This is a genomic window from Desulfotomaculum defluvii (assembly GCF_054657375.1).
This window is the reverse complement of sequence record NZ_BAAHYV010000007.1, coordinates 91,912-117,933: the sequence shown is the minus strand read 5'-3', so window position 1 is coordinate 117,933 and position 26,022 is coordinate 91,912. Positions and strand designations below refer to the sequence as shown.

At 42.9% G+C, this 26,022-nt stretch carries 25 protein-coding genes and 2 tRNA genes; 5 read left to right on the top strand and 22 right to left on the bottom strand.

The window, feature by feature from the left end:
• Positions 1-320: 320 nt before the first annotated feature.
• The 5 genes from ACYQ03_RS07650 to ACYQ03_RS07630 form a co-directional block, all read right to left on the bottom strand.
• The gene (locus tag ACYQ03_RS07650; RefSeq protein WP_459908950.1) at positions 321-1,298 is read right to left on the bottom strand and encodes an ABC transporter ATP-binding protein; all 978 of its coding nucleotides are present in this window, start codon (positions 1,296-1,298) and stop codon (positions 321-323) included.
• Complete coding sequence (locus tag ACYQ03_RS07645; protein ID WP_459908949.1) at positions 1,298-2,278, bottom strand: ABC transporter ATP-binding protein; 981 nt, start codon at positions 2,276-2,278, stop codon at positions 1,298-1,300. Before ACYQ03_RS07645 ends, ACYQ03_RS07650 begins: the two co-directional genes overlap by 1 nt.
• Before the next feature lie 12 nt (positions 2,279-2,290).
• Positions 2,291-3,181, bottom strand: a complete 891-nt coding sequence (gene nikC / locus ACYQ03_RS07640; protein WP_459908948.1) for a nickel transporter permease — start codon at positions 3,179-3,181, stop codon at positions 2,291-2,293.
• Positions 3,182-3,395: 214 nt separating this feature from the next.
• Positions 3,396-4,400 carry an ABC transporter permease gene (locus ACYQ03_RS07635; RefSeq protein WP_459908947.1) on the bottom strand — a complete coding sequence of 335 codons (1,005 nt, stop codon included), beginning with the start codon at positions 4,398-4,400 and terminating at the stop codon, positions 3,396-3,398.
• Positions 4,401-4,528: 128 nt separating this feature from the next.
• Complete coding sequence (locus ACYQ03_RS07630; protein ID WP_459908945.1) at positions 4,529-6,115, bottom strand: ABC transporter substrate-binding protein; 1,587 nt, start codon at positions 6,113-6,115, stop codon at positions 4,529-4,531.
• Positions 6,116-6,367: 252 nt separating this feature from the next.
• On the opposite strand from ACYQ03_RS07630, the gene ACYQ03_RS07625 reads away from it, so the two are divergent.
• Positions 6,368-6,520 carry a DUF1540 domain-containing protein gene (locus ACYQ03_RS07625; RefSeq protein WP_459908943.1) on the top strand — a complete coding sequence of 51 codons (153 nt, stop codon included), beginning with the start codon at positions 6,368-6,370 and terminating at the stop codon, positions 6,518-6,520.
• Between the two features lie 134 nt (positions 6,521-6,654).
• Positions 6,655-7,137, top strand: a complete 483-nt coding sequence (locus ACYQ03_RS07620) for a hypothetical protein (RefSeq protein WP_459908942.1) — start codon at positions 6,655-6,657, stop codon at positions 7,135-7,137.
• Positions 7,138-7,239: 102 nt separating this feature from the next.
• Here the strand turns inward: ACYQ03_RS07620 and ACYQ03_RS07615 are convergent, their stop codons facing one another.
• Positions 7,240-7,854, bottom strand: a complete 615-nt coding sequence (locus ACYQ03_RS07615; RefSeq protein ID WP_459908940.1) for a hypothetical protein — start codon at positions 7,852-7,854, stop codon at positions 7,240-7,242.
• 123 nt (positions 7,855-7,977) lie between these two features.
• Between ACYQ03_RS07615 and rnhA the strand changes: the two genes are divergently transcribed.
• Positions 7,978-8,448 carry a ribonuclease HI gene (rnhA, locus tag ACYQ03_RS07610; RefSeq protein WP_459908938.1) on the top strand — a complete coding sequence of 157 codons (471 nt, stop codon included), beginning with the start codon at positions 7,978-7,980 and terminating at the stop codon, positions 8,446-8,448.
• A gap of 147 nt (positions 8,449-8,595) precedes the next feature.
• A complete protein-coding gene (gene pepF, locus ACYQ03_RS07605) occupies positions 8,596-10,383 on the top strand; it encodes an oligoendopeptidase F (RefSeq protein ID WP_459908936.1) in 1,788 nt (595 codons plus the stop codon).
• Positions 10,384-10,467: 84 nt separating this feature from the next.
• Here pepF and ACYQ03_RS07600 read toward each other — a convergent pair whose 3' ends face one another.
• The 14 genes from ACYQ03_RS07600 to ACYQ03_RS07535 form a co-directional block, all read right to left on the bottom strand.
• A complete protein-coding gene (locus ACYQ03_RS07600) occupies positions 10,468-11,187 on the bottom strand; it encodes a zinc ribbon domain-containing protein (RefSeq protein WP_459908935.1) in 720 nt (239 codons plus the stop codon).
• Positions 11,188-11,250: 63 nt separating this feature from the next.
• Entirely contained in the window at positions 11,251-12,366 is a 1,116-nt protein-coding gene (locus ACYQ03_RS07595) for a Nif3-like dinuclear metal center hexameric protein (RefSeq protein ID WP_459908934.1), read from the bottom strand.
• Positions 12,367-12,606: 240 nt separating this feature from the next.
• Entirely contained in the window at positions 12,607-13,326 is a 720-nt protein-coding gene (locus ACYQ03_RS07590; RefSeq protein ID WP_459908933.1) for a tRNA (adenine(22)-N(1))-methyltransferase, read from the bottom strand.
• A 260-nt stretch (positions 13,327-13,586) separates the two neighbouring features.
• Positions 13,587-14,747 carry a UxaA family hydrolase gene (locus ACYQ03_RS07585; RefSeq protein WP_459908931.1) on the bottom strand — a complete coding sequence of 387 codons (1,161 nt, stop codon included), beginning with the start codon at positions 14,745-14,747 and terminating at the stop codon, positions 13,587-13,589.
• A 5-nt stretch (positions 14,748-14,752) separates the two neighbouring features.
• Positions 14,753-15,031, bottom strand: coding sequence for a UxaA family hydrolase (locus ACYQ03_RS07580; protein ID WP_459908921.1), 279 nt, complete (start codon positions 15,029-15,031; stop codon positions 14,753-14,755).
• 314 nt (positions 15,032-15,345) lie between these two features.
• The gene (locus tag ACYQ03_RS07575; protein ID WP_459908930.1) at positions 15,346-15,795 is read right to left on the bottom strand and encodes a tripartite tricarboxylate transporter TctB family protein; all 450 of its coding nucleotides are present in this window, start codon (positions 15,793-15,795) and stop codon (positions 15,346-15,348) included.
• Entirely contained in the window at positions 15,788-17,311 is a 1,524-nt protein-coding gene (locus tag ACYQ03_RS07570; RefSeq protein WP_459908928.1) for a tripartite tricarboxylate transporter permease, read from the bottom strand. The genes ACYQ03_RS07575 and ACYQ03_RS07570 overlap by 8 nt, the downstream gene beginning before the upstream one ends.
• 277 nt (positions 17,312-17,588) lie before the next feature.
• Positions 17,589-18,038: a tripartite tricarboxylate transporter TctB family protein gene (locus tag ACYQ03_RS07565; RefSeq protein WP_459908927.1), complete on the bottom strand. Its 450-nt coding sequence runs from the start codon at positions 18,036-18,038 to the stop codon at positions 17,589-17,591.
• Positions 18,028-19,554, bottom strand: a complete 1,527-nt coding sequence (locus ACYQ03_RS07560) for a tripartite tricarboxylate transporter permease (protein WP_459908925.1) — start codon at positions 19,552-19,554, stop codon at positions 18,028-18,030. Before ACYQ03_RS07560 ends, ACYQ03_RS07565 begins: the two co-directional genes overlap by 11 nt.
• Positions 19,555-19,903: 349 nt before the next feature.
• Positions 19,904-20,905 carry a tripartite tricarboxylate transporter substrate binding protein gene (locus ACYQ03_RS07555; protein WP_459908924.1) on the bottom strand — a complete coding sequence of 334 codons (1,002 nt, stop codon included), beginning with the start codon at positions 20,903-20,905 and terminating at the stop codon, positions 19,904-19,906.
• 203 nt (positions 20,906-21,108) lie between these two features.
• Complete coding sequence (locus ACYQ03_RS07550) at positions 21,109-22,269, bottom strand: UxaA family hydrolase (RefSeq protein WP_459908923.1); 1,161 nt, start codon at positions 22,267-22,269, stop codon at positions 21,109-21,111.
• 5 nt (positions 22,270-22,274) lie between these two features.
• On the bottom strand, positions 22,275-22,553 hold the full coding sequence (locus ACYQ03_RS07545; protein ID WP_459908921.1) for a UxaA family hydrolase: 279 nt from the start codon (positions 22,551-22,553) through the stop codon (positions 22,275-22,277).
• A gap of 80 nt (positions 22,554-22,633) precedes the next feature.
• On the bottom strand, positions 22,634-23,671 hold the full coding sequence (locus tag ACYQ03_RS07540) for an Ldh family oxidoreductase (protein WP_459908920.1): 1,038 nt from the start codon (positions 23,669-23,671) through the stop codon (positions 22,634-22,636).
• A gap of 23 nt (positions 23,672-23,694) precedes the next feature.
• Positions 23,695-24,645 carry a hydroxyacid dehydrogenase gene (locus tag ACYQ03_RS07535; RefSeq protein ID WP_459910775.1) on the bottom strand — a complete coding sequence of 317 codons (951 nt, stop codon included), beginning with the start codon at positions 24,643-24,645 and terminating at the stop codon, positions 23,695-23,697.
• A 374-nt stretch (positions 24,646-25,019) separates the two neighbouring features.
• Between ACYQ03_RS07535 and ACYQ03_RS07530 the strand changes: the two genes are divergently transcribed.
• Positions 25,020-25,754: a FadR/GntR family transcriptional regulator gene (locus ACYQ03_RS07530; protein ID WP_459908919.1), complete on the top strand. Its 735-nt coding sequence runs from the start codon at positions 25,020-25,022 to the stop codon at positions 25,752-25,754.
• A gap of 93 nt (positions 25,755-25,847) precedes the next feature.
• On the opposite strand, the gene ACYQ03_RS07525 is transcribed toward ACYQ03_RS07530, so the two are convergent.
• Positions 25,848-25,923, bottom strand: a tRNA-Val gene (locus ACYQ03_RS07525).
• A gap of 10 nt (positions 25,924-25,933) precedes the next feature.
• Positions 25,934-26,009, bottom strand: a tRNA-Glu gene (locus ACYQ03_RS07520).
• Positions 26,010-26,022 lie beyond the last annotated feature (13 nt).

The window sequence follows — 26,022 nt, the reverse complement described above, 5'->3', positions numbered from 1 at the left end:
CAGCCCTTTTTGCCATTAGCTATTAGCCTTTAGCTTTTTATTTTTGTCTTAGCTGATTTTCAACGGTGCCAGGCACTTGCTCGCTGTAGCGTTAGCTCGATTTAAAAGTTTTTTCTGCGGCAAGAGCCAGGCATCTGGGTTACCATTCTGCGTGGGAAAACTCCCCCGTCAGCTTAGCTGCCCCCCTCTAAGAGGGAGATTGTAAGAATCATTTAGTTTTTTCTAATAGCTAACAGCTAAAAGCTAATGGCTAATGGCTAAAGCTAAAGGATAAAAAAACGGTTACAAACAAACCTAAGTCTGTTTGTAACCACTTTTCATTACTTCTCTTCCTGAACCATATGGCAAGCAACCCAGTGACCTGGTTTAATGCGTTTGAAGGCTGGTTCATGTTGCTTGCAAATGTCTTCACACATAAAACAGCGAGTATGAAAGGAACAACCCTTGGGTGGGTTTAGCGGGCTGGGAACATCTCCGGTGAGAATAATCCGTTCCTTTTTAGCCCTGGGATCAGGTACAGGTACTGCGGAGAGAAGGGCCTTAGTATAGGGATGTAGGGGATTACCGTACAATTCATCATCCTTAGCCAATTCTACCATTTTACCCAAATACATAACCCCAATGCGATCACTAACGTGTTTTACTACGTTAAGGCCGTGGGCAATGAAAAGGTAGGTCAGACCAAACTCTTGCTGCAAATCCTTTAATAGATTTAGTACCTGTGATTGAATGGATACATCCAGTGCTGATACAGGTTCATCGCAAATAATTAATTTAGGATTAAGTGCCAATGCCCTGGCGATACCCACCCTCTGACGCTGACCACCACTAAACTCATGGGGATAACGACGGGCGTGGTAGGAAGCTAGTCCTACGCAAGAGAGTAAGTACTCTACTTTTTTTTGAACTTCCGACCCAGAGGCCAATTTATATAGCTTAAGGGGCTCAGCAATAATATCTCCCACCGACATACGAGGATTTAAGGAAGCGTAGGGGTCCTGGAAGATAATTTGCATATCTTTCCGAAGGGCGCGCATTTCTGAGGGACTTGCTGCAAAGACATCCTTCCCCTCAAACTCAACCCGACCTCCAGTGGGTTCCAACAGGCGGAGAATTAGACGACCAGTGGTGGATTTCCCACAGCCACTTTCGCCAACTAAGCCCAGGGTTTCCCCTTTATGAATATCAAAGGTTAAACCATCCACGGCCTTGACCTGTCCAGCATCTTTACCAAACATCCCGGATTTGATGGGGAAGTACTTAGTTAGGTTAGCCACATGCACCAATACTTCTGACATTATCTGGCACCCCCTTCATGCAGCCAGCAGCTTACCAGTCTCCCCTGAGAAACCTGTGTAAGACTAGGGCGTTCGACATGGCAACGGGGCTGGGCCTCTGGGCAACGGGGGGCAAAGGCACATCCCTTTGGTAAGTTGGTTAATGGTGGAACCATTCCATCGATCATATAAAGTCTTTCTCGATTGTCATTGATATGGGGAATAGATCTCAAAAGGCCCTGGGTGTAAGGATGCAGCGGCTTATCAAACAATTCTAGCACCGGGGCCTCTTCTACCAGCTTACCACAGTACATAACTACGGCTCGGTCGGCCATTTCGGCAACCACTGCCAAGTCGTGGGTAATCATAATAATGGCAGTCCCTAACTGCTCCTTCAATTCCAGCATTAATTCTAAAATCTGGGCTTGGATAGTCACATCCAGAGCCGTTGTTGGTTCATCGGCTATTAACAGTTCCGGTCGGCAACACAGGGCCATGGCAATCATAACCCGCTGCCTCATCCCCCCACTCATCTGGTGGGGAAAATCATGTACTCTCTTTTCCGGCGAGGGAATCCCAGTTAGTCGTAACATTTCTATACTTTTTTCCAAGGCTTCGGCTTTATTTAATCCCTGGTGAACAATTAAAGACTCTGAAATTTGATGGCCCACCCGGAAAACTGGGTTTAAAGATGTCATGGGCTCTTGAAAAATCATGGAAATACGGTTACCCCGGATATCTCTCATCTCTTTTTCACTTTTCTTTAACAGGTCTTCACCATTATAAAGGATTTCCCCTCCCACAATGCGACCGGGAGGATTAGGAATTAGCCGCATAATTGATGTGGCGGTAATGCTCTTACCGCTGCCTGACTCCCCTACCACTGCCAGCGTCTCGCCGCGATTCAAATGGAAGCTGACACCGTCAACGGCCGGGACCACTCCATCCTCCAGGAAAAAGTGGGTTTTTAGGTCTTTTACTTCTAATAATGTCTGTGTCATCTGACCCACCTCCTAGCGACGTAGCCTTGGATCCAGTGCATCCCGTAAGCCATCTCCGAATAGATTAAAGGCCATTACTGTGAGGGTAATTGCGATACCCGGGAAAAACACCAGATGCGGCGCGTTAAACATGTAACCTCGACCACTGCCCAACATGGTTCCCCACTCAGCAAAGGGTGGCACAACACCCAGTCCTAAAAAGCCCAAGGCCGATGTCTCCAAAATAGCAGTAGAGATACCAAGGGTGGCCCGTACTATTACCGGTGCCATAACGTTGGGTAAGATATGTTTAAAAATAATTTGTGCATCATTGTTACCTATGGCCCGGGCAGCTTGCACATACTCGTTTTCTTTGACAGATAGGACCGACCCTCGAACAATTCGGGCGTATTCCGGAATAGATACTATACCAATGGCAATGATGGCGTTTTCCACACCTCGGCCTAAAACGCCCATTAAAGCAATGGCCAGCAAAATGGAGGGAAAGGCCAGCATAATATCCATGAACCTCATGATAATGTTATCTAAACGGCCACCATAATAACCGGCCAATGAACCCACTACCATACCCACCGAAAGGGCAATGCTAACAGCAATTAGGCCCACCCGCAGGGAGATACGAGCCCCATATATGATCCGACTCAAGATATCCCGGCCCAATTCATCGTTACCCAGCAAATGTTCAGCACTGGGACCCTGTAGGGCTTTTGGCATTTCACTGTAATAGGGGTCATAGGGAGCTACAAAGGGAGCAAATATAGCAACAAAAATTAATGTTATTAAAAAGACAAGACTAACCATCGCCAGCTTGTTTTTCCTCAGCCGGCGCCAGAAATCCTGAAGTGGTGAAAAGTTCTGCTCAACCGATTCTGGAACCGGCGCAGAAATCTGAGCTTGCGACATACGCAAAATCCTTTCTAACTTTTCTTAGGGGTATTTCTTTGGGGTCAGCTTTTTGCTGTTGGCTTTTAGCTGTTAGCTAATTGATAATGGCTTATGACTACTGAAATAGGCTTACAATTCAACGGTGCCAGGCATCTAGGTTAACTTTCTTCCTTTATCTTTTGTCTCCTAGCTTTCTTTGCTAAAGGCTAAAAGCTAATAGCTAATGGCTAATTTAGGAATATTTAATCCTCGGATCAAGATAAGCGTAGAGAATGTCCACAATCAAGTTAACCACCACAAACACAGTGGCCACCATGATGACGCCGCCCTGTACTACGGGGAAGTCACCGGCTAGGATAGCATTTACCACAAAGCTGCCAATACCAGGCCAAGCAAATACTGTTTCGGTTAAGACCGCTCCACCCAGCAGAGAACCCATTTGTAAGCCAATGACCGTAATGACTGGAATCAAGGCATTGCGAAGGGCATGCTTAAATACAACCACCCTTTCCACCAAACCCTTGGAACGGGCAGTACGGATATAGTCTTGACGGACCACTTCCAGCATGGTGGAACGTGTCATTCTGGCAATAATAGCCATTGAATAGGAAGCCAGTGCCACTGCGGGCAAAATCAAATGACTAACCGCAGACTTAAAGGCTTCCCAATTACCAGTGATTAAACTATCGATTAAATAGAAATGAGTGACGGTGGCCGGTTCCATACCCACCGCAATACGGCCAGACACTGGCAACCAACCCAGTGTAACGGAAAATAAAATAATCATCATTAAACCCAGCCAAAAGATGGGCATGGAAACACCCAACAGAGCACCCACCATGCTAAAGTAATCAAAAAATGAGTATTGTTTAACAGCAGAGATTACTCCAACGGTAACACCCACAATAGTAGCAATCAGCATGGCAGCAAAGGCCAATTCAATAGTTGCTGGAAAACGAGACAGAAGTTCAACGGTCACTGGAGACCGGGTCATTAAGGACATACCAAAGTCCCCTTGAACAATTTGGCTAAGGAAAATACCAAACTGCACATACAACGGCTTGTTAAATCCCAATTCCTCCCGTAGGGCTGCCACCTGTTCAGCTGTGGCATGCTGGCCCAGCATCATAGCAGCAGGGTCTGCGGTAAAAAGGTGCAGCACTAAAAAAACAAACAGGCTGACCCCAAAGAGAACGGGAACAAGTAGTAAGATTCTTTTTACAATATATTTGAGCATTTATCTCCGTTCCTTTCCCTCACCAGGGGTAGTTAAATACTAAATTATTCCTATTGGTTCTGAACATGGAAACACGAATATGGCCAGGGCCATATTCGTGTTCCTCAAAGAAGTCACCCATTGCTTGATTACTTAAGATCCACATCACGGAAGTAAACAACACCAACGGGATGTAAGTCAAAGCCTTCTACACTCTTGCTTACAGCAGCCATGTCTTTGCTATGGCCGAGAAATACCCAAGGAGATTCAGCCTGTACGATTTTTTGCAATTCGCTGTAAGCAGCGTTCCGCTCTTCTTGAGTTTGAGCAGTACGACCTTTAACCATCAGTTCATCTACCTGCTTATTAGAATACTTAGCTGTGTTCAAAGTGCTCTTGATTTCTTTGGATTCCAGCAGTGATAAGAAGTTGTCTGGGTCACCGTTATCACCAATCCAACCATAGAGCATCATATCGCCAGCTTCAACGATCTCAGGAGTATAGATTTCCTTGTACTCTTTCCAAGGATAAGTCTTAATTTCTACCTCAATACCAACTTTAAGTAGGTCTGCTTGAACAGCAGCAGCCAGCTTGTCGCCACCAACAGGGTTATAAGGACGAACGGTAGAGTAGGTCAGCAGGGTTACCTTTAAGCCATTTGGATAACCGGCTTCAGCCAGAAGTTTCTTGGCCTTTTCAGGATCATACTCGGGTGCCTGGAGGGACTTGTCATGACCAGGCATAAAACTGGGCAACATGCTATTGGGTAGCTCAGCCAAACCTTGATACAAGAAGTTAATCAGGTTTTCACGGTCAATGGCATGGGCTACAGCTAAACGCAATTTAGGATCATCAAAGGGTTTTTTGTTAGTAAAGAAAGCTAAATAGTTAATATTCATACCGGGGTTTTTAATAACATTTTGACCAGCATCTTCTAACATCTTCACATCGTTAGGGTCTACGCCGTTCATGGCCTGAATGGCACCGGTTCTTAATTCACTGGCCCGTACGGAATTCTCTTTAATAAACTTGTAAACCAGCTTGTCCAGTTTAGGAGCACCATCCCAATACTCTTTGTTGGCTTCTAGCACAATTTGCTGACCTTTTTTCCATTCAACAAACTTGAAGGGACCTGTGCCCACAGGATTTTCGATAAACTTGTCACCGTATTTTTCTACAGCAGCAGGGCTGACAATGGGAGCAGCCAAAGCCATAGCTAAGTTAGCCAAGAAAGGGGCATAGGGCTCATTTAAAATAAACTTAACTGTGTAGTCATCCACTTTCTCTACTTTTTCTACGGGACCAAAGGTAAAGGAAGCATAGGGCATAGCATCAGTACGTTGGGGAGGTAATTGACGGTTTACACTAAATACCACCGCATCAGCATTAAATGGGGTTCCATCGTGGAATTTAACACCTTCACGTAATTTAAAAGTCCACTCTTTACCATCTTCTGATGAAGTCCATTCAGTTGCTAGGGCAGGTTCAATCTCTGTGGTACCTGTTTTATAACGGACAAGACCGTCATAAATATTAACAATAGGGTTAGCCGATTCGCCATCATCAACAAACGCTGGATCTAGGCCCCTGGGATCAGAACCTTGGCCAAAAACAAAAACCTTTTGTTTGGCAGTGTCCGCAGCTTTTTCTTGGTCACCGCCGCCACCGCACCCGACCAGTGCCACTGCTAGCAAGGATACCAGCATTAACATGAAAAAATTCTTTTTCCGGAACATTCGGTTTACAACTCCTCTCGTTTTTTAGGGTGAATGTCTTAAGTTGTAATTAACCACACAACTTCTACTTAGGCTTTATAAGATTTCTACAAATTTTTTAATTTTCCTTCATCAATAACAATTAATTTTGTATACATCTTGGACAGTAATTGTTTATTTAATTAACATATGTTATAATTATACAGTTGTGGCATGCATAACATTTCTTTTCCTGGACAAAATAAGGTCATTCTGGGATAGGAGGTGAATTTAATGCCCAACATTAAATGCTCTGTAACGGAGTGTGCCTATAACTCCAACGTTATGTGTGATGCTCCCATGATTCAAGTAAACCATAGCGGTAGTGAGCAATCCAGCTCCTCTGAGGAAACTCAATGTGACACATTTAAGCCCAAAGATTTATAAGGCAATTTTATAAGCTTAAATAACGATTCTAACAAAGCCAGTCATTTTTTTTGACTGGCTTTAATCTTTTTGGAACCATTTAACATTTAATTCAATACTATATAGCAAGCTCAATATAGGAGGTTTGATATATAATGGCTGACAATTTAGTGGCCAAAGGCAATATGATGCCGGATCATCATATGCCTATGCCAGTAGCTCCAACTTTTATGCAGCGCCTGTGTCAATTGCTGCACCAACGTGTTACTGTTTTCCTTAACTGCGAAGAAGCAACTGCTCCTTTAGTCGGTACTTTGCATGCTGTAGGTCAGGATTACATTGAGCTGACTAACGGCACCCCCACTCAGACCCAAGCGACCATTATACCCTTATGGAATATTTGCTCTGTCAATGCTACCGGAGCAATGAATGATGTTTGCCCACCACCACAGTATCCAGTAAGTCCTGGTCATGACATGATGCCCGGCTGCCCCCCTCCTGGACCTGGTTATGGTTGCCCCCCTGGTATGGCACCTGGCACGGGTGGTGGAATACCCGGAATAATGCCCGGTATACCTGGGATGACTCCAGGAATGCCTGGTTTCATGGATGTAAAGAAGGACGAGGAAGAAAAATAGGAATTGAATAATTAAAACCAGCCGCTTTGGCTGGTTTTAATTATTTTGCATTTATTTAAAATGGAGAAACCTATGCCCCCAAAAAAGGGGGTTGGTTTTTGTTTAATATGAATAACGTTTCTTTTTCCAGCGGCGGTATAGAATGAAGGGTAGGGCAATTATCAACACTAAAATAAGAGTCGACACACTATTAGCCACTGGATCTGCTGCCCAATAATCACCCACACCAGGGGTATAGATACCGCTTTGATCCTGTTGTTGGGCTGTTTCAGTATTTTCAGCCTTTTGGTCTTGGTCTGTTTGAGCCACAGCGGGCTGGCTGTGACCAAAACTATTCATTAAAAACATCCAGAACCAGAAGTTACCTGAAAAGGGTGAAAAAGATGGTCTAAAGCCTGACAGCCGAGAAGTTCCCGGGATAGCACCTGTAGTTGCACCAGAAGTGGTTGTCTTCTTGCTAGAGTTCAAATTGGTGTAAGGTATTTTATCACCATCAGTTGTATTGGACTGAGTATTGTTGGTTGTTGTTTTTGAGGTATCGGCATCGCTATCCTTTACAGTTTTTGTGGGGCTACTGGGCGAAGTACTGGGACTCACATTGGTGGTACGAGGTTTAGAAAACCCGCCTCCAATGCTACCACCCCTTTTGGCAAAGGCCGGTGATGTTATACTAAAAAATAAACAGAGTACAAGGGTAATGCTGATAAATTTCTTCATTATTCTCACCTCTCGTACATCATACCATGCCTTTTAATATCTGCCAATATCGTGGTATAATTTACTTTACCCTATGGTAAATAGTGGAATACAATCATAGTTTTGTTAGAAATGAGGCTCTCTATGAATCAAGCTAATCTAAAAGAAATTACTATTTACACCGATGGTGCCTGTTCAGGGAATCCGGGACCAGGTGGCTACGGTGTGGTCATGCTTTACAAAGGCCACCGCAAAGAATTATCCGCCGGTTACCGAAATACCACCAACAACCGTATGGAAATGTTAGCTGTTATTGTTGGCTTAGAAACTCTAAAGGAAAAATGCACAGTTACTCTTTATACCGACTCCCAATATGTTGTCAACGCCATTGAAAAAGGCTGGGCTAAAAAGTGGCGTGCCAACGGCTGGATGCGTAACAAAAAAGAACCTGCCCTTAATGCAGACCTATGGGAGAGAATGCTTAAGCTCTGTGAATTCCATCAGGTTAAGTTTATCTGGGTGAGAGGTCATGCCGGAAATCCAGAAAATGAACGTTGTGATCAGTTGGCCGTGGAAGCAGCTAAACAACCCAATCTTCCTGCCGACGTAAGATAATAGCATAACTAACAGTGAGGATTTACAAAATTTTTTCCTGCTAAAAATTGCCGTTGCAACTGAGAAGCTCTAAAAAAGAAGGTTGAAAATACAAGTAACGGGCATAAACTAATATAAATCCATAAGACAATGAAATGGGGGCTACCAATGAACACCAATATTAAAAACCGGGATGAGATAGAAGAACAATATAAATGGAACCTCAAATCCATGTATCAAAGTGTAGCTGAAGTTAAACAGGACCTAAGCAAAATCAAAACACACCTGGAACAGTTCATGGGTTATCAAGGAAAGTTAAACAACAAGGAAAACGTTTTGGAGGCACTTCTTTTACAAGATCAATTAGAGCAAATCATTGAGAAAGCCTATTCCTATTCCCATATGAAATTGGATGAAGATAATACTAATACTGAAGCTTTGGCCCTCTTTGATCAGGTGAGAAGTCTATATGTAGTCTATAGCGAAAGCACCAGTTTCTTTGTACCAGAACTCATGAAACTTGATTTTCAGGAGTTAAGCAGTTTTGCCGAGGATGAAAGATTTGCAGATTATCGTCATTTCATCAAAGAAATTGGTCGCAACAAAGAACATATTCTTTCTGATGCTGAAGAAAAAGTTCTCTCCTCCTTTGGTGAAATTGCTGGTGCACCAAAAAGTATTTTTCAAACCTTAAATAATGCCGACCTTAAATTTGGCAAGGTCAACAATGAAAACAATGAGTCCGTTGAGCTGACCCATGGTCGTTATTTAAGCTTAATCCAGAGTAATAACCGTGATGTACGTAAGGCTGCTTACAATGAATTATACCGGGTTTACAAATCCTTCAAGAACACCATTGCTCAAACCTTTATTAATTCTGTTAAGAAGGATTGCCTCTATGCCCGGCTGCGCAAATATAACAGTGCCCTAGAAGCCAGCACCTTTGCAGATAATGTGGATGTTTCAGTATACAACAATTTGATCTCATCCATTCTTAAAAACATACCGCTGCTCCAGCAATATATTGAGTTTCGTAAAGAGTTTATGCAATTACCAGAACTACACATGTACGATCTTTATGTACCTCTGGTAACGGAGTTGAATAAAAAATACTCTTACCCAGAGGCAGTCGAAATGGTCCTCAAGGGTATGAACAAGTTAGGGGATCAATATGTCCGTGACCTAAAGCAGGGTTTGGAAACAGGTTGGGTGGATGTTTATGAGAATAAAGGGAAAACCTCCGGAGCCTATTCCACCGGCGCCTATGGCTACCACCCGTATATTCTATTAAACTATAGCGGCACCATTAATGATGTGTTCACCCTAGCCCACGAAGCTGGTCACGCCATGCATACATTCTATTCTCATAAAAATCAGCCCTATCGCAATGCCAGTTATACCATTTTCGTTGCTGAGGTGGCTTCGACACTGAATGAAAACCTGTTAATGAAACACTTACTTGATGAAACCAAGGATAACAAAGAAAAGCTATTTCTTCTTAATTATAATTTAGAGCAAGTCCGAACTACTGTATTTAGACAAACCATGTTCGCGGAATTCGAAAAAATTACCCATGAAAAGGTGGAGCAGGGGGAAAGCCTCACCCCTGAGAGTCTGTGCCAAATCTACTATGATTTAAACAAGTTCTATTATCCAGGTGTGCAGATGGACGACGAAATAGCTATGGAATGGGCCCGTATCCCTCATTTCTACAACGCCTTTTATGTTTATAAATATGCCACTGGCTTTAGTGCAGCTGTAGCCTTGGCCAATGGTATCCTGCAGGGTGGACAGGATGAATTACAGAAGTATCTGGGCTTCCTCGCCAGTGGTGGTAAGGATTATCCCATTGAGCTGTTGAAAAAAGCTGGTGTAGATATGGCCACCCCAGAACCAGTAGAAGCTTGTTTACAATCCTTTGCCCAGAATATTAAACTGGCATCTGAATTAATCTAAGACTTACTGTGCGACAGTGGGGACGGTTCTCCGCTGTCGCAAAAATGCTTAATGCGACAGCGGAGAACCGTCCCCACTGTCGCATTATTCTGGGATTACTGGGTCCCAAAATAAGAGGCGGCCACAATGATTGCAGTTTACTAAGTCTTTCTCATATTTTAGCTCTTTGATTTTGTCAAAGGAAATACCCAAATGACAGCCGGAACAAGCATCTTTGGTGACCCTCCCCACAGGGTCTGGGTATTTGATTTTTAGCTGCTGGTATTGTTGGTATAAATCCTTATCTAAACTACCAATTAAAGCTTCTATCTTCCGGGCGGTTTCAACGGCCTGTTTTTTTATTTCTTCTTTTTCCTTTAAATACTGACCGTGCAATTCCTTATACTTCACTGTTAAAACATCTAAGGCTGACTTTTCTCTTTGCCACTCTTGCTTTAGATCTTCTTTTAATTGCATTTTCTCCAGTTCCATATCCTCTAATTTTTGAATGTCTTGCTTGAGCCGTGCTACCCTCTGTTGGCTACCTTCTAGCTCCTTGATATGGAGGGATCCATCATAGATTTTTGCACTGAGCTGATCACTTTTTAACCTAAGTTCATTGTTCCTTTGTTCCAAGGCAGTGCCTTGCTCCTTTATCTGTTGATAGCTGGACTTTAATTTCTTAAGTGTGGCTTGACATGTCTCAATATCTTTTTTCAATTGCTTTAGCCTCTGCGTCAATTGGTCTCCGGGCTGTTTACCAGCAATACTTTTTTGAAATTTCTCCAGTAATTGAAGTTGCCATAGTTTACTAGTTTGGGACATATATATTCCTCCTCCGGTATATTTAAGAAAAATAAAAGGATAAAGGGCTATAAGCCCTCTATCCTATAAAACCATAAAAGGGTCAGACTGACGTTTTGTTAGTAAAATTTCAACGTTATAGTTTTTCTTTCCACATGCTTCAACCAACATATTTTGTAAGTCAGGCAGAATAAGATGCTCGGTGGCAAAGTGGCCGGCATCAATAAAGTTTAACCCTGCTGCCAGCATATCTTGGGCAGTATGATACTTAATGTCACCAGTAATATAAACCTCTGCTCCCTTGGCAGCTGCCAGAGGCCATAATTCAGCTCCGGAACCACCGCAAACGGCCACTTTACGTACATCCCTCCACATATTTCCTCCTACTTTGACCGCAGCTAAGCCTAGGGCTTCTTTTACTGCGATAATAAAGTCGGCAAAACTTTTGGGTTCCATTAATCTTCCAGTCCTACCTAGACCTACGGTAGAAAGCTGATTCTCCAGGGGATATAGATCGTAGGCCACTTCTTCGTAGGGGTGTGCCTTCAGCATAGACATAATAACATTTTTAACCTTATGCTGGGGTACAATTGTTTCCAGGCGAATTTCTTCAATCTGCTCCAATTGCCCCTGTTGACCGATAAAGGGTTTGGTCCCCTCTAAGGGCCGGAAGGTTCCGGTACCCTGAACACCAAAGGTACAGTCACTATAATTACCGATCCATCCAGCACCAGCCTGAGAAATAGCCTGACGGACAGCCTCAATTTGCTGTACTGGTACAAAAACAACTAATTTATAATATTTTTCTCCCTGAATCGGGTGTAAAATTTCAATATCTTGCAGTCCCAGTCGCTGGGCCAACTGCTGGTTGACACCACTGGAAGCACTATCTAGGTTGGTATGGGCAGAATAAACACCGATTTTATTAGTTATTAACTGGGCAATCATAGCTCCCTTAGGCTGATCTAGGCGAATACTTGTAAGGCCTTTCATTAACAGTGGGTGGTGAGCTATAATCAAGTCTACCTCTTTCTCCACCGCCTCTTGTACAACAACAGCGTCTACATCAAGGGCCAGTAGTACTTTGGTTACCTCAGCCCTAGGGTCACCCACTTGCCAGCCACTATTATCCCAGTCCTCAGCCAGATAACCGGGGGCGATTTCTTCTATGATTGATACGATATCTTTGGCTGTTGCCACTGCATAACACCTCCAAAATAGCCTTCAGCCGTCTGCCATCAGCCGTCAGCTTTTTTGCATGTTCTATTTTTATGGTCTTGAGCCATAGGCGGCCTAAATAGCTAGGTTAGACCTGTTCCTTTAAGCTTTTAGGCAATTCAACGGTGCTAGGCACTTGCTCGCTTGTCACATTAGCTTGGTTTGACACTTTTCACTGCGGCAAGAGCCAGGCACCTAACTTTTCCTACTAGACGCCAGCAGTTAACCTTTTACTTTCCAATTTTCTACTTTCAACTTTCCAACTAACTCCCTGAGTTGCTCTAGCTTTTCCTTAATAAGTACTGCTTTGTTTTGGGTGTCTGCTCGAGAACTTTTCTCTAAACCCTCCAGCACGCGTTGGTACTTCCCTACTAGTTTATGTATATGTTCTTTTAATAATGGATGTTTCTTTTCTAGTAACCTTGGGCCCACTTCTAAAAGAATTGGGTCGTCCAGGGCTTCCTGACCCCTTTCTGCCACAATCACCAGATACAACCGGTCATCTTCCAACAGCATCTCTTCATCCTTTAGGGTCCAACCATGTAGCAGCAAATATTCCCTAAGATCCTTTTCGTCTGCCATTGGCTGAAGAATTAATAGGGAAGCTCCCATGGCAACCTGTGGTGAAGCCCTTAGGATGTCTCGGATGGTTCCACCACCCATACCGGCAATGACTATGGCATCTGCCTCGCCGGGCTTAAGTATCTGCAAGCCATTGCCCAAACGAAGATCAATTTTATCTTGCACGCACCTCTGGATGATGTTTGACCTGGCAGCTTCCAGGGGCCCTTTATTAATATCTGCAGCAATTACCCTGGGGCAGGTTCCCTGCAGTACCAGATGGATGGGTAAATATCCATGATCTGTACCAATGTCAGCAACCACACTTCCCTTGGGTACATATTGTGCGAGGCATTTAAGTCTTCTACTTAAATTAATCAATTTATCTTTCCTCATATATATTTATTTCTCTCACTAATCGACAAATCCTTTTATAATACTAATGTTTTCCTTCTAAATATATTGCCCTCAAAAGGAGTAAGAAAAACGTAAAGGGCTATTACACGATTATTTGTCGTTCCCTTACAATCGGGGTAGCTCTTACACTTTACTGTAAATTTCAATAAAAAAAGAAGTGTCACTAGCTACTAAAAAGTAGTTTGCGACACTCCTTACCATTCAACAATTATGTTGTTTTATGATTAAGCGGAGCGATAAAGCTTAGTCAGAACGAATTCCTTATGACCCAGAGTTTCAGCATTGGTGTTCCGTCCATTAAGAGTACGAATCATCATTTCCATTAATTTATCTGCTGCACCATCCAGATCCATTTCACCACGTAAAATACCAGTTAGCTCTACGTCAATGTGTTCAGACATGGTTTCTACAGTAATGGGGTTTGCAGATACTTTGATTACAGGAATGATGGGGTTACCTACAATGTTGCCCTGGCCGGTGGGGAAGAAGTGTAATACAGAACCAGCAGCAGCCATCAGGGTTACACACTCAGCAGCAGCCGAGGAAGTATCCATGAAGTGCAGGCCTTTGCCCTGGGGTGCTTCGGCAGGTGCCAGTACGCTTTGTACCTTTGCTACTTTACCGATCTTTTGGATGTTACCAAGGGCTTTTTCCTCAATGGTGGTTAAGCCGCCGGCAATGTTACCCTGGGTGGGCTGGGTGCCGCACAGGTCTACACCTTGGTCAAGGATGAACTGGTTATAATCGGTCCAGGTCTTCATGAATTTTTCTCTTACTTCGGGGGTAGCGCAGCGATCTGCTACCAGATGTTCACCACCGGTTAACTCGGAGGTTTCACCGAAGAACAGGGTCAGACCCATGGGATCCAGACGGTCATACAGACGACCGATGGAAGGGTTAGCAGCTAAACCAGAGGTGGTGTCAGATTCACCGCATTTGGTGGAAACGGTCAGCTCATCCAGTCTGCACTCAGTTCTTTGTAATTCAGTGGCATACTGAACGAACTCTTTAGCTTTCCAGGAAGCCATTTCCACGGTTTTGAAGTCACCGTGACGCTCGATGGAGAAGCCAGCAACTGGTTTACCAGTCTTAGCAATGCCTTCAACAATCAGGTTGGTCCAGTTGGGTTCGATACCGATAACAACTACAGCAGCAACGTTGGGGTTGCAGCCAGTACCAATCAGGGTGCGGAAGTGTAGATCTAAGTCTTCACCAAACTGTAGACGACCATAGGGGTGAGGCAAAGCCATGGTGCCTTGAACGTGAGCTGCCACTGCTTCGACAGCTGCGTTGGAAATATCGTCAACAGGTAAAATAATTACGTGGTTGCGGCAACCAACGGTGCCATTTTCACGGCGATAGCCCATAAAAGTTGGGATGTTCATTATATTTACCACCTTTCAGTTTTTAAGTTGTGAGTATGTACATGTTCACCCTTTTTAATGTCAGCAACGGTTTTACCAACGGGGATGTGATACTTGATGATTCTTTCACCGTTAGCAATGTCCTTAAGGGCGATTTTGTGACCCAGGGGAATGTTGCTAATGGCTTTAATTTCAATGGTTTGATCAGAGTCTTGAATTTTACCGGTTACAGTTTCACCAGCTTCAATATCAGCCACTGCAACCCCAACCATATCTTCGGGGTCGTGCACCAAGAATTTAATCACGGAAACTCCTCCTTATTATTATGTATGGTCTATAGAACGCCTTAACAGAGGGTTAAAATATTTTCCAACCTTCCGAAAGCTTAAGTAAATAATAGGTATGTGGTATTACCACGTTATTACTTTAACACTGATATTTTTTTTAGTCAAATTGACAAACTAAGGATATTAGGCTTGTATCATCACCTTTTTAACTTTTCTCCCTTTTTCGCCATTTTTTTATGTTTTTTGTTATTTTTTTACTTTGTAATGTGTAAAAATACAAAGAACCCTGCTCTCAGTTAAGAGCAGGATTCCAAAGAGATTTAGATAACATTCTAAAAGAAAATTCCACTTGGCGTCGGGACATCTAGGAACATGGAGAAGGTGCCGTATACAGCTACAATCATGATCACTGCAAATATTGTGGAAACACCAAAGGATTTCAAGTTTAAGCCTTTATCATTGAGGAACCAAGACATTAGTAATAAGAATACAAAACTTGTTACATAAAAGCCAATATAACTTATTGCCATAACATACAATACTGATGCCAATACCATTAGCATACCACGACCGTAATGAATATTTGCATCGCCCATGGACTTTCCACTCTTATCCAGAAATCCTCTGACAAGCATATAAATACCGGTTAATGACAGAAATACTTCAATGACTTGAGGAAACACTTTGCTTTCAAACTCCAAATCAATTCCCTGTACGTAAAAAACTGCTGCTACCAAAAGGGTAACAATACCTGTTAAAATATCCGCCACTTTATTACTCAATGGATGCACCTCCCTCAGCTGCTACTGACTTGGCTGCACGTTTTTTCAAGAAATAAGGAGTCATTACAGATGCCAAGGTTAACAGAATCAATACTAAGGAAATGGGGTGGGTAAAGAAAACAGTCCAAATGGAACCTTCTGCACCGGCAATGGCCAGTGATTTACCTAGGTTTTCTTCGATAATATGACCAAGGATAATACCCAGAGCCATGGCACCGGTATCCAACCCTATACGGGAGCCAAAGTGACCAATTAAACCAAAGACAATCATCATAGCCACATCCATCATGCTGTTACGAATGGCATAGGAACCGATGACAGAAAGTACAACTACACCAACGCCAACATAGGTGGTAGGTACGTTAAGAATTCGGGCAGTACCTTTGATTAAGGCTAATCCAATAAAGAACATTAAAATGTTGGCAACAATTAGGGACATGATGAAGGTGTAAGCCACATCACCATTTTCGGCAAAGATCTTAAAGCCAGGGGCTATACCGTGGGCCAGCAGTCCACCCATGATGATGGCAGCCACCGCACTACCTGGGATCCCAAGGGTTAGCATAGGAATTAGGGAACCACCAATAACTGCGTTGTTGGCACTCTCAGAGGCCACTAGTCCCTCAATGGCACCTTTACCATACTTTTGGGGATCTTTATCCCAACGTTTGCTTTCATTATAGGTGATAATAGAGGCAATTTCACCACCAGCACCTGGTAGAATACCAACAAAGGTACCAACTATGGAGGAACGCATAAGATTTGTTTTGCAATCCTTATATATCTTGGTTAATACTCTTTTTACTGCGCCTTTGGAGGGATTGTAATCGGCGATAAATTTATCTTTACTACCGATTAGGCTAATAACCTGGGAGAAAGAAAATAAACCAATCATGGCTGGGATTACGTCAATACCTGCTACTAACGCATCAGAGCCAAAGGTAAATCTGGGTGTACCAAGCATTGGATCTAAGCCAATACCTGCTATCAACAAACCGATACCACCGGAAATCAGACCCTTGGTCACATTGTCCATGGACATAGCTGCAATGGTACTTAAACCAAAGATACAAAGCCAGAAAAATTCTGGAGCACCAAATTTTAAGGCTGCGGTAGCCATAGGTACTGCTAAAAATGCCAGAAACAAAGTACCTACAATACCTCCGAAGGAGGAAGAAAATAAGGAAGATATTAATGCTTCATCGGCCCTACCTTGACGGCAAAGGGGCCAACCATCAAAGGTTGTGGCCACCGCCGAAGGTGTTCCTGGTGTATTAATCAAAATAGCTGAGTTACTACCACCATAAATAGCACCGGAATAAATGGCACCTAACAAAACAAGGCCAGTTGAGGGCTCCATGGCAAAGGTCAGGGGCACCATCAGGGCCACACCCATAGTGGCTGTTAGACCAGGCAGAGCACCAATGATGATACCACCTGCCATGCCAAGTGAAGCTACTAATAAGTTAATTGGAGTCAATGCATTCAGCAAACCTGCCAGCATTTGTTCAAACATTACATAGCACCTCTTTTCCTTGATATGTTAATTGATAATCTGTATTTTAAGAAAAATTATTTGGCTAGTTTCCCCCCTTCATTCAAATAGTCATGTACCTTATGATGTTTTATATTGATTTTGCTATAAGCCGTTTGTTCAAACGAATCACAGCAAAGTCAACACAAGCCATACAACCCATTGTATTACCCAATGTGTACGCAACCTAATAATCTTTTCAAGTTGTTGGTTTCGGCAACTTATAACCCCTGCCTATTGACAAGGGATATAAGGGTTTTTAGAAAAGGATTCCTACAGGAGTCGGCACATCTAGGAACATGGAGAAGGTGCCGTATACAGCGATAATCATGATCACTGCAAAGACAGTAGAAATACCAAAAGATTTCAAGTTTAAGCCTTTGTCACTGAGGAACCAAGACATCAGCACTAAGAATACGAAACTGGATACATAAAAACCAATAAAACTAATTGCTGCAACATACACTACTGATGCCAGTACCATGAGCATGCCGCGACGGTAATCAATATTCGTATCTCCCATAGACTTTCCACTCTTGTCCAGAAATCCTCTGACGAGCATATAAATACCGGTTAACAGTAGAAATACTTCAATGACCAAAGGAAATATATTGCTTTCAAACTCCAATTCGGTTCCCTGAACATAAAAGGCTGCTGCCACCAAAAGGGTAACAATACCTGTTAAGATATCCGCTACTTTATGACTCATTGGAAGCACCTCCCTCAGTTGCTACTGACTGGGCTGCACGTTTTTTCAAAAAATAAGGGGTCATTACAGATGCCAAGGTTAAAATAATCAGCACTAAGGAAATGGGGTGGGTAAAGAAAACAGTCCAAATGGAACCTTCTGCACCGGCAATGGCCAGTGATTTACCCAGATTTTCTTCGATAATGTGGCCGAGGATAAGTCCCAGGGCCATGGCACCGGTATCCAGCCCTATACGGCTGCCAAAATGACCAATTAAACCAAAGACTATCATCATTACAACATCCATCATGCTGTTACGAATGGCATAGGAACCAATGACAGAAAGTACAACAACACCGACGCCAACATAGGTGGTGGGTACGTTAAGAATCCGAGCCGTACCTTTAATTAAGGCTAAACCAATAAAGAACATTAAAACGTTGGCTACAACCAGAGACATGATGAAGGTGTAAGCTACATCACCATTTTCTGAAAAGATCTTAAAGCCAGGGGCAATACCATGGGCCAGCAGACCACCCATGATGATGGCAGCCACCGCACTACCTGGGATGCCCAAAGTTAACATAGGAATTAAAGAACCGCCAATAACTGCGTTGTTGGCACTCTCAGAGGCCACAACACCCTCTATGGCACCTTTACCATATTTTTGTGGGTTTTTGTCCCAGCGCTTAGTTTCGTTATAAGTGATAATAGAAGCAATTTCACCACCAGCACCCGGTAGAATACCAACAAAGGTACCAACAATGGAGGAACGCATAAGATTTGTTTTGCAATCTTTCAATATTTTGGTTACAACCCTCTGTGCTGCACCCTTGGAGGGATTGTAATCAGCGATAAATTTATCTTTACTTCCGATCAAACTAATAACTTGAGAGAAAGAGAACAAACCAATCATGGCTGGAATTACGTCAATACCTGCTACTAACGCATCAGAGCCAAAGGTAAATCTGGGTGTACCAAGCATTGGATCTAAACCAATACCTGCTATCAACAAACCGATACCACCGGAAATCAGACCCTTGGTCACATTGTCCATGGACATGGCCGCAATGGTACTTAAACCAAAGATACACAGCCAGAAAAATTCTGGAGCACCAAATTTTAAGGCTGCGGTAGCCATAGGAACTGCCAAAAATGCCAGAAACAAAGTACCTATGATACCTCCGAAGGAGGAGGAAAATAGGGATGCAATCAATGCTTCATCGGCCTTACCCTGACGACAAAGGGGCCAACCATCAAAGGTTGTGGCTACCGCCGAAGGTGTTCCGGGCGTATTAATCAAGATGGCTGAGTTACTACCACCATAAATAGCACCGGAATAAATGGCGCCTAACAAAACAAGGCCGGTAGAAGGATCCATGGCAAAGGTCAGGGGCACCATTAGAGCTACACCCATAGTGGCTGTTAAACCTGGCAGAGCACCAATGATGATACCCCCTGCCATGCCAAGTGAAGCAACTAATAAGTTAATTGGAGTCAATGCATTCAGCAAACCTGCCAGCATTTGTTCAAACAACCTTATCCACCCTCTTTCATAAGCATATTGTAATAGGAACCACAAGAACTTTTGCGCTATGGACTAGTCCAGTTACTAATATAACAAATATGGTTCCTCTATGCACTAATTTGAAGGATTACACTTTTGTACATGTATTCAATTAATTGTTTGGTAAAGAATTTAATGGTATAAATATCATGAATTCTTCCCTAATAAATTCCACAGATGATCCTTGGTACCATTACGGGTAATTATTTTATAAGAACTCTCGTAATAATCTGCAGGATATTATTAAAAACTTTAACAATAAGTCTGAAAATCTCTTTTAAAGGGTAGGGGTTTATTCCCTACCCTTTAGAAATCCTAATTATTTCTTAAGCAGATCGTATTTGGTTAATAATTCTTTAGCTCTTTCATTCTCTTCCATAACAAATTTCTCAAAGTCTGCTCCACTCATATAATCATGAGGCTGACCAGCCTTTTCCATATCTTTGATGTAATCAGGATCATTGCAAATCTTTTCGAAGGTATCCCGCAGGAATGTCAGACTTTCTTCAGGAATTCCTTTGGGTGCTACAAAGCCACGACGAATGTCAGATACTACATCGACTCCTAATTCTTTCAAAGTCGGTACATCAGGTAGTGCCTCATACTTTTCTTCGGTAGCAATACCTAGAATAGTCATTTGATCCAAACTACGCATTACGTCGTTGTAGTTACCAATCATGACATCCAGTTCACCACCCAGCAGAGCAGCGTTCTGGTCAGCGGCACCTTTATAAACAACCTGGGCAACCTTAATACCAGTCTTATCTTGCAGGTCTAGTAATGTCAGGTGGTGTCCAGTAAAAGTACCCACAATACCCATTTTTAGCTTATCGGGGTTAGCTTTTGCATAATCAATAACTTCTTGAACGGATTTAAATTGGCTACCTTTTTTAACTACGATAACCTGAGGGTCATTTACAACCTGAGCAATGTAATCAAACTGATCAACACCAAACTGAGCACCCTGGCCTAGAGGCTGTAGGTTAATGTGAGGTACGTTTACCCCACCAATGGTATAACCATCAGGTTTGGACTTGGCAATTTCAGAAAAACCAATGGATCCGCCGGCACCAGACTTATAAACAAAGACCCAGGGTTGTTCTGGTACATATTTGTTCCAGTATTTTTGCATAATCCGAGCTTGTACGTCACTGGAACCACCTGCTGTGAAAGCAATAATCATATTAACAGGTTTTTCAGGATAATTAGCAGCTGCTTTGCCATCCTTATCTGCACCTTCTTTGTTGCCAGCACATCCGGTTACAAGGCCAATGGCCATGACTAAAGTTAGAACAATTGCTAATAGCTTAATCTTACGCACGTAGAGACCTCCCTCCAATTTTTGAGCTAAATTATTAAATTTCTAGAAAGCTAGAAAATCTACTTGTAAATAGTCCGAATATTTTACCTTTTAAGCGCATAAATAAATAAGGTTCACTGAGATTAATTGTACTTAATTTAATATTGGCAAAAGGTACTGACATTCAGTCAGTACCTTTACCTTTCAGTAAATACCCTACTGAATTAAGCGGAGCGATAAAGCTTGGTCAGAACGAATTCCTTATGACCCAGAGTTTCAGCATTAGTGTTACGTCCATTCAGAGTACGAATCATCATTTCCATTAACTTATCTGCTGCACCATCCAGATCCATTTCACCACGTAGAATACCAGTTAGCTCTACGTCAATGTGTTCAGACATGGTTTCTACAGTAATGGGGTTTGCAGATACTTTGATTACAGGAATGATGGGGTTACCTACAATGTTGCCCTGGCCGGTGGGGAAAAAGTGTAATACAGAACCAGCAGCAGCCATCAGGGTTACACACTCAGCAGCAGCCGAGGAAGTATCCATGAAGTGCAGGCCTTTGCCCTGGGGTGCTTCGGCAGGTGCCAGTACGCTTTGTACCTTTGCTACTTTACCGATCTTTTGGATGTTACCAAGGGCTTTTTCCTCAATGGTGGTTAAGCCGCCGGCAATGTTACCCTGGGTGGGCTGGGTGCCGCACAGGTCTACACCTTGGTCAAGGATGAACTGGTTATAATCGGTCCAGGTCTTCATGAATTTTTCTCTTACTTCGGGGGTAGCGCAGCGATCTGCTACCAGATGTTCACCACCGGTTAACTCGGAGGTTTCACCGAAGAACAGGGTCAGACCCATGGGATCCAGACGGTCATACAGACGACCGATGGAGGGGTTGGCAGCCAAACCAGAGGTGGTGTCAGACTCACCGCATTTGGTGGAAACGGTTAGCTCATCCAGTCTGCACTCAGTTCTTTGTAATTCAGTGGCATACTGAACAAACTCTTTAGCTTTCCAGGAAGCCATTTCCACGGTTTTGAAGTCACCGTGACGCTCGATGGAGAAGCCAGCAACTGGTTTACCAGTCTTGGCAATACCTTCAACAATCAGGTTGGTCCAGTTGGGTTCGATACCGATAACAACTACAGCAGCAACGTTGGGGTTGCAACCAGTACCAATCAGGGTACGGAAGTGCAGTTCTAAGTCTTCACCAAACTGCAGACGACCATAGGGGTGAGGTAAAGCCATGGTGCCTTGAACGTGAGCGGCCACTGCTTCGACAGCTGCGTTAGAGATATCGTCAACAGGTAAAATAATTACGTGGTTACGGCAACCAACGGTGCCATTTTCACGGCGATAGCCCATAAAAGTTGGGATGTTCATTATATTTACCACCTTTCAGTTTTTAAGTTGTGAGTATGTACATGTTCACCCTTTTTAATGTCAGCAACGGTTTTACCAACGGGGATGTGATACTTGATGATTCTTTCACCGTTAGCAATGTCCTTAAGGGCGATTTTGTGACCCAGGGGAATGTTGCTAATGGCTTTAATTTCAATGGTTTGATCAGAGTCTTGAATTTTACCGGTTACAGTTTCACCAGCTTCAATATCAGCCACTGCAACCCCAACCATATCTTCGGGGTCGTGTACTAAAAACTTAATCAATTGAAACTCCTCCTTTTTTGTCTGGGGTTTTATAACTTTTTACAGGGCGGTAGGAATTACAGCTCCTGCAAAGCTTTGCCTTAGCCTAAAGTTGGTACACCTACTGTTTCAGCCAATTGATTTAATTCATTTAGTAATTGGTCGGGTACAGGAACGCCTTCTACTTTACGGGTATTGGCTTTATTAGTTCTGCGCTCTCCAGGGATAAAGATTTCTTCTACCCCTTCCGCTTTTGGCGTCTCTTTAATCTCCCTTATCATTTGCTGCATTCTGTCATTAAATTCATCAATAGGCATAAATTTTGATACATCCAGTGCCATAAAGGAGTGACCTATATCTACTGGTTTGGTACTTTCATCATAAATCCAACCAACTTCCTTACCTACGGCTGACCCACTTAGAACACCCGCCATGATTTCCACAGCCAGAGCCATGGCATAACCCTTAGGACCTGCCATTGGCAGCACTGCACCGGCTAAAGCAGCCTTGGCATCGGTGGTTGGTTTACCATCTTTATCAATGGCCCATCCTTCTGGAATTGGTTTGCCTTGTTTGGAAGCTAAGATAATATGACCTCTGGCAACAATGCTGGAGGACATATCTACCACAACTGGCTGCTCTTTGCTGGGAAAACCAAAGGCAATGGGGTTGGTACCAAAGTATGGTTCTCTACCACCCCAGGGTGGAATGCCAGATGGTGTATTGGTAAAGGCAAATCCAATCATACCAGCAGCCGCAGCCTGCTTACAAAAGTAGGAAGAAGCCCCATAATGATTGCTGTGTTTTACTGTTACACCGCCCATGCCAACTTCTTTAGCCAAGTTAATGGCCACTTCCATTGCTTTTACACCGACTAATTGCCCTAAACCATTATCACCGTCAACCACCGCAACAGCAGGAGCAGTTTTGTTCACTTTAATACTGGCTTTGGGGTTAATCCGACCATTTTGAATGCGGGTTGTATAAATAGGAAGCCTGCTAATGCCATGAGTATCTAGACCTTCTAGACTTGTATCTACTAATACCTCTGCTACAATGTCGGCATCTGCCTTAGGAACACCCACACCCTGCAAGAGGTTGGAGCAGAATTCAAGCAATTTTCCTGCAGAAAAATTCATTGTTCACCCTCCGGTTCTTAGAATTACCTTACTACGCACATGGATCCTTGACCACGTAAAACCTTGATACATTCACGGGCCACCAGTTCTGAGGTGCGAACCTGCGCTTCTTCTGTAAGCCCAGCAATATGTGGTGTCAAGATTACGTTGTCTAACTCCAGCAGTTTATTGCCTGTTGGTGGTTCCTTTGCTAAAACGTCTAGGGCAGCACCTGCGATGGTGTTGGCCTTTAGTGCTTCATAAAGATCTTCTTCATTGATCACGCCACCCCGGGCAGTGTTAATTATGTAAGAAGTTTTTTTCATGGTGCTTAGGCTATCTTTATTAATTAAGTTTCTGGTTTTATCATTCAAAGGAACATGCAAACTTACATAGTCAGACTCGGCCAATACTTTCTCCAAAGAAGTCATGCATACACCGATATCTGTGCAAGCAAGTTCATAGGGTGGCAAAAACGGGTCAAAACCAAGTACATTCATACCCATGGCCTTAGCTCGGGAAGCTAATCTTGCACCAATTTCACCTACGCCGATGAGTCCCAGTGTTTTGCCATAGATTTCTTCCCTAGTCCAGAGTTTACGGTTCCAGTTACCCTGTTTAACATCCTGAGTAGCCTTTTCCAGTGGACGGGAGAAGGAAAACATAGCCGAAAAAACATATTCAGCAACGGAAACAGCATTGGCATTACGAGCAAACACCACAGGAATACCTTTGGCTTTGGCTGCAGCAACATTGATGTTATCCAAGCCTACACCCAAACGTCCGATAACCTTCAAATTAGGGGCCTGAGCCATTAATTCTTCAGTTACTTTTGTTTGGTTTCTTACGATCAGGGCATCGCAATCTTTGATAGCTTCAGCTAAATTGTCACTTTTCCAAAGATTTTGGTCGTAAACAACCTCCCCTAATTCTCTAAGGATCTCCAGACCCTCTTCCCAGATTAATTCAGTTACTACGGTTTTCAATTTACTCACCTCATGTGTAGCAATTATCATAGCTACTTTATTTTTGGTAATTTGCCACAAAAAAATTCTTATACTAAGATAAATTTTTCCACATGGTATGTTTTATTAGGTATGTTTTATTAGGTATGTGGTAATACCAGCTAAAAAGATTGTACAATTGATAACTTAATTAGTCAATAAGAAAATGTCATTGACACGACCTAATTCGACAAAATTAATTTCCCATATTATTAAACTAAATTTTATCTAGATTTTTTCTAATCTTTTTGTCTATTATATAATTGTTAAAATTATTACGATTACATATTGTTTGATATTGTGAAATACTGTAATATACTTTTTAAAGGTATTACCTCTTAAGGATAAAAAGCAGGGGTGTCTATATGTTTAACAATCGAATTGGGCGCGGTGAAAGCCTTCGTAACGAGGTTGCTGGTTATATTAAAAACCTTATAAATACAGGACAATTAAAATCTGGAGACCGTCTTCCCACAGAGCGTGACATGGCGGAGAATTTAGGTGTCAGCCGTACTGTGATTAGAGATGCTGTAAAAACCTTGGCAGGTATTGGTCTACTTGAAGTTAAACACGGAGTTGGTATTTTTGTGGCAACTCCCGATGGTAATATGGTCGGGCAACATCTATCACAACTTCTACATTACCATCAAGATACTCTAGAGTACATTTATGAAGTCCGTATTCTTTTGGAAAAGGCTGCAGCTGCTTGGGCCGCTGAACGTTGTACCCCAGAGGAATATATTAAACTTAAATCCCTTTTGGAGGAAGCTAGAACCATCGATGAAGCTGACTACCCTGAAAGATTCGCAGAATTAAACCACAACTTCCATCTGTTGGTAGCTGAAGCATCACAAAACCCAGTCATAGCCATATTAACAGAAAACATTCTCGATATGATGGATCGAAACACCATTGAAACCCACCTTATACCAGGACGTGCTGTTCGTTCCATTGATGAACACGAGCGTGTTTTGACAGCTATTATTGAACACAAAGCTGATGAAGCAAAAAAGGCAATGGAGCAGCATTTAAGTAGTGTTTTAACTACTTTGCGCAAGAAAAACAACGAACAAAAAGATATTGAGAAGTTTAAGAATTAAGCTATTACGAAAAATGGGGAAGGAAAGCATACAAACCTTCCCCTTTTTCTTCTTAACAAAAGAAAAACCTTACTCAAAAGAGTAAGGCTTTTTTGGTGGGCGATGACGGGATCGAACCGCCGACATCCTGCTTGTAAGGCAGGCGCTCTCCCAGCTGAGCTAATCGCCCATATCTTATTTGGTGACCCCTACGGGATTCGAACCCGTGTTACCGCCGTGAAAGGGCGGTGTCTTAGACCACTTGACCAAGGGGCCGTTTGAGAGGTGA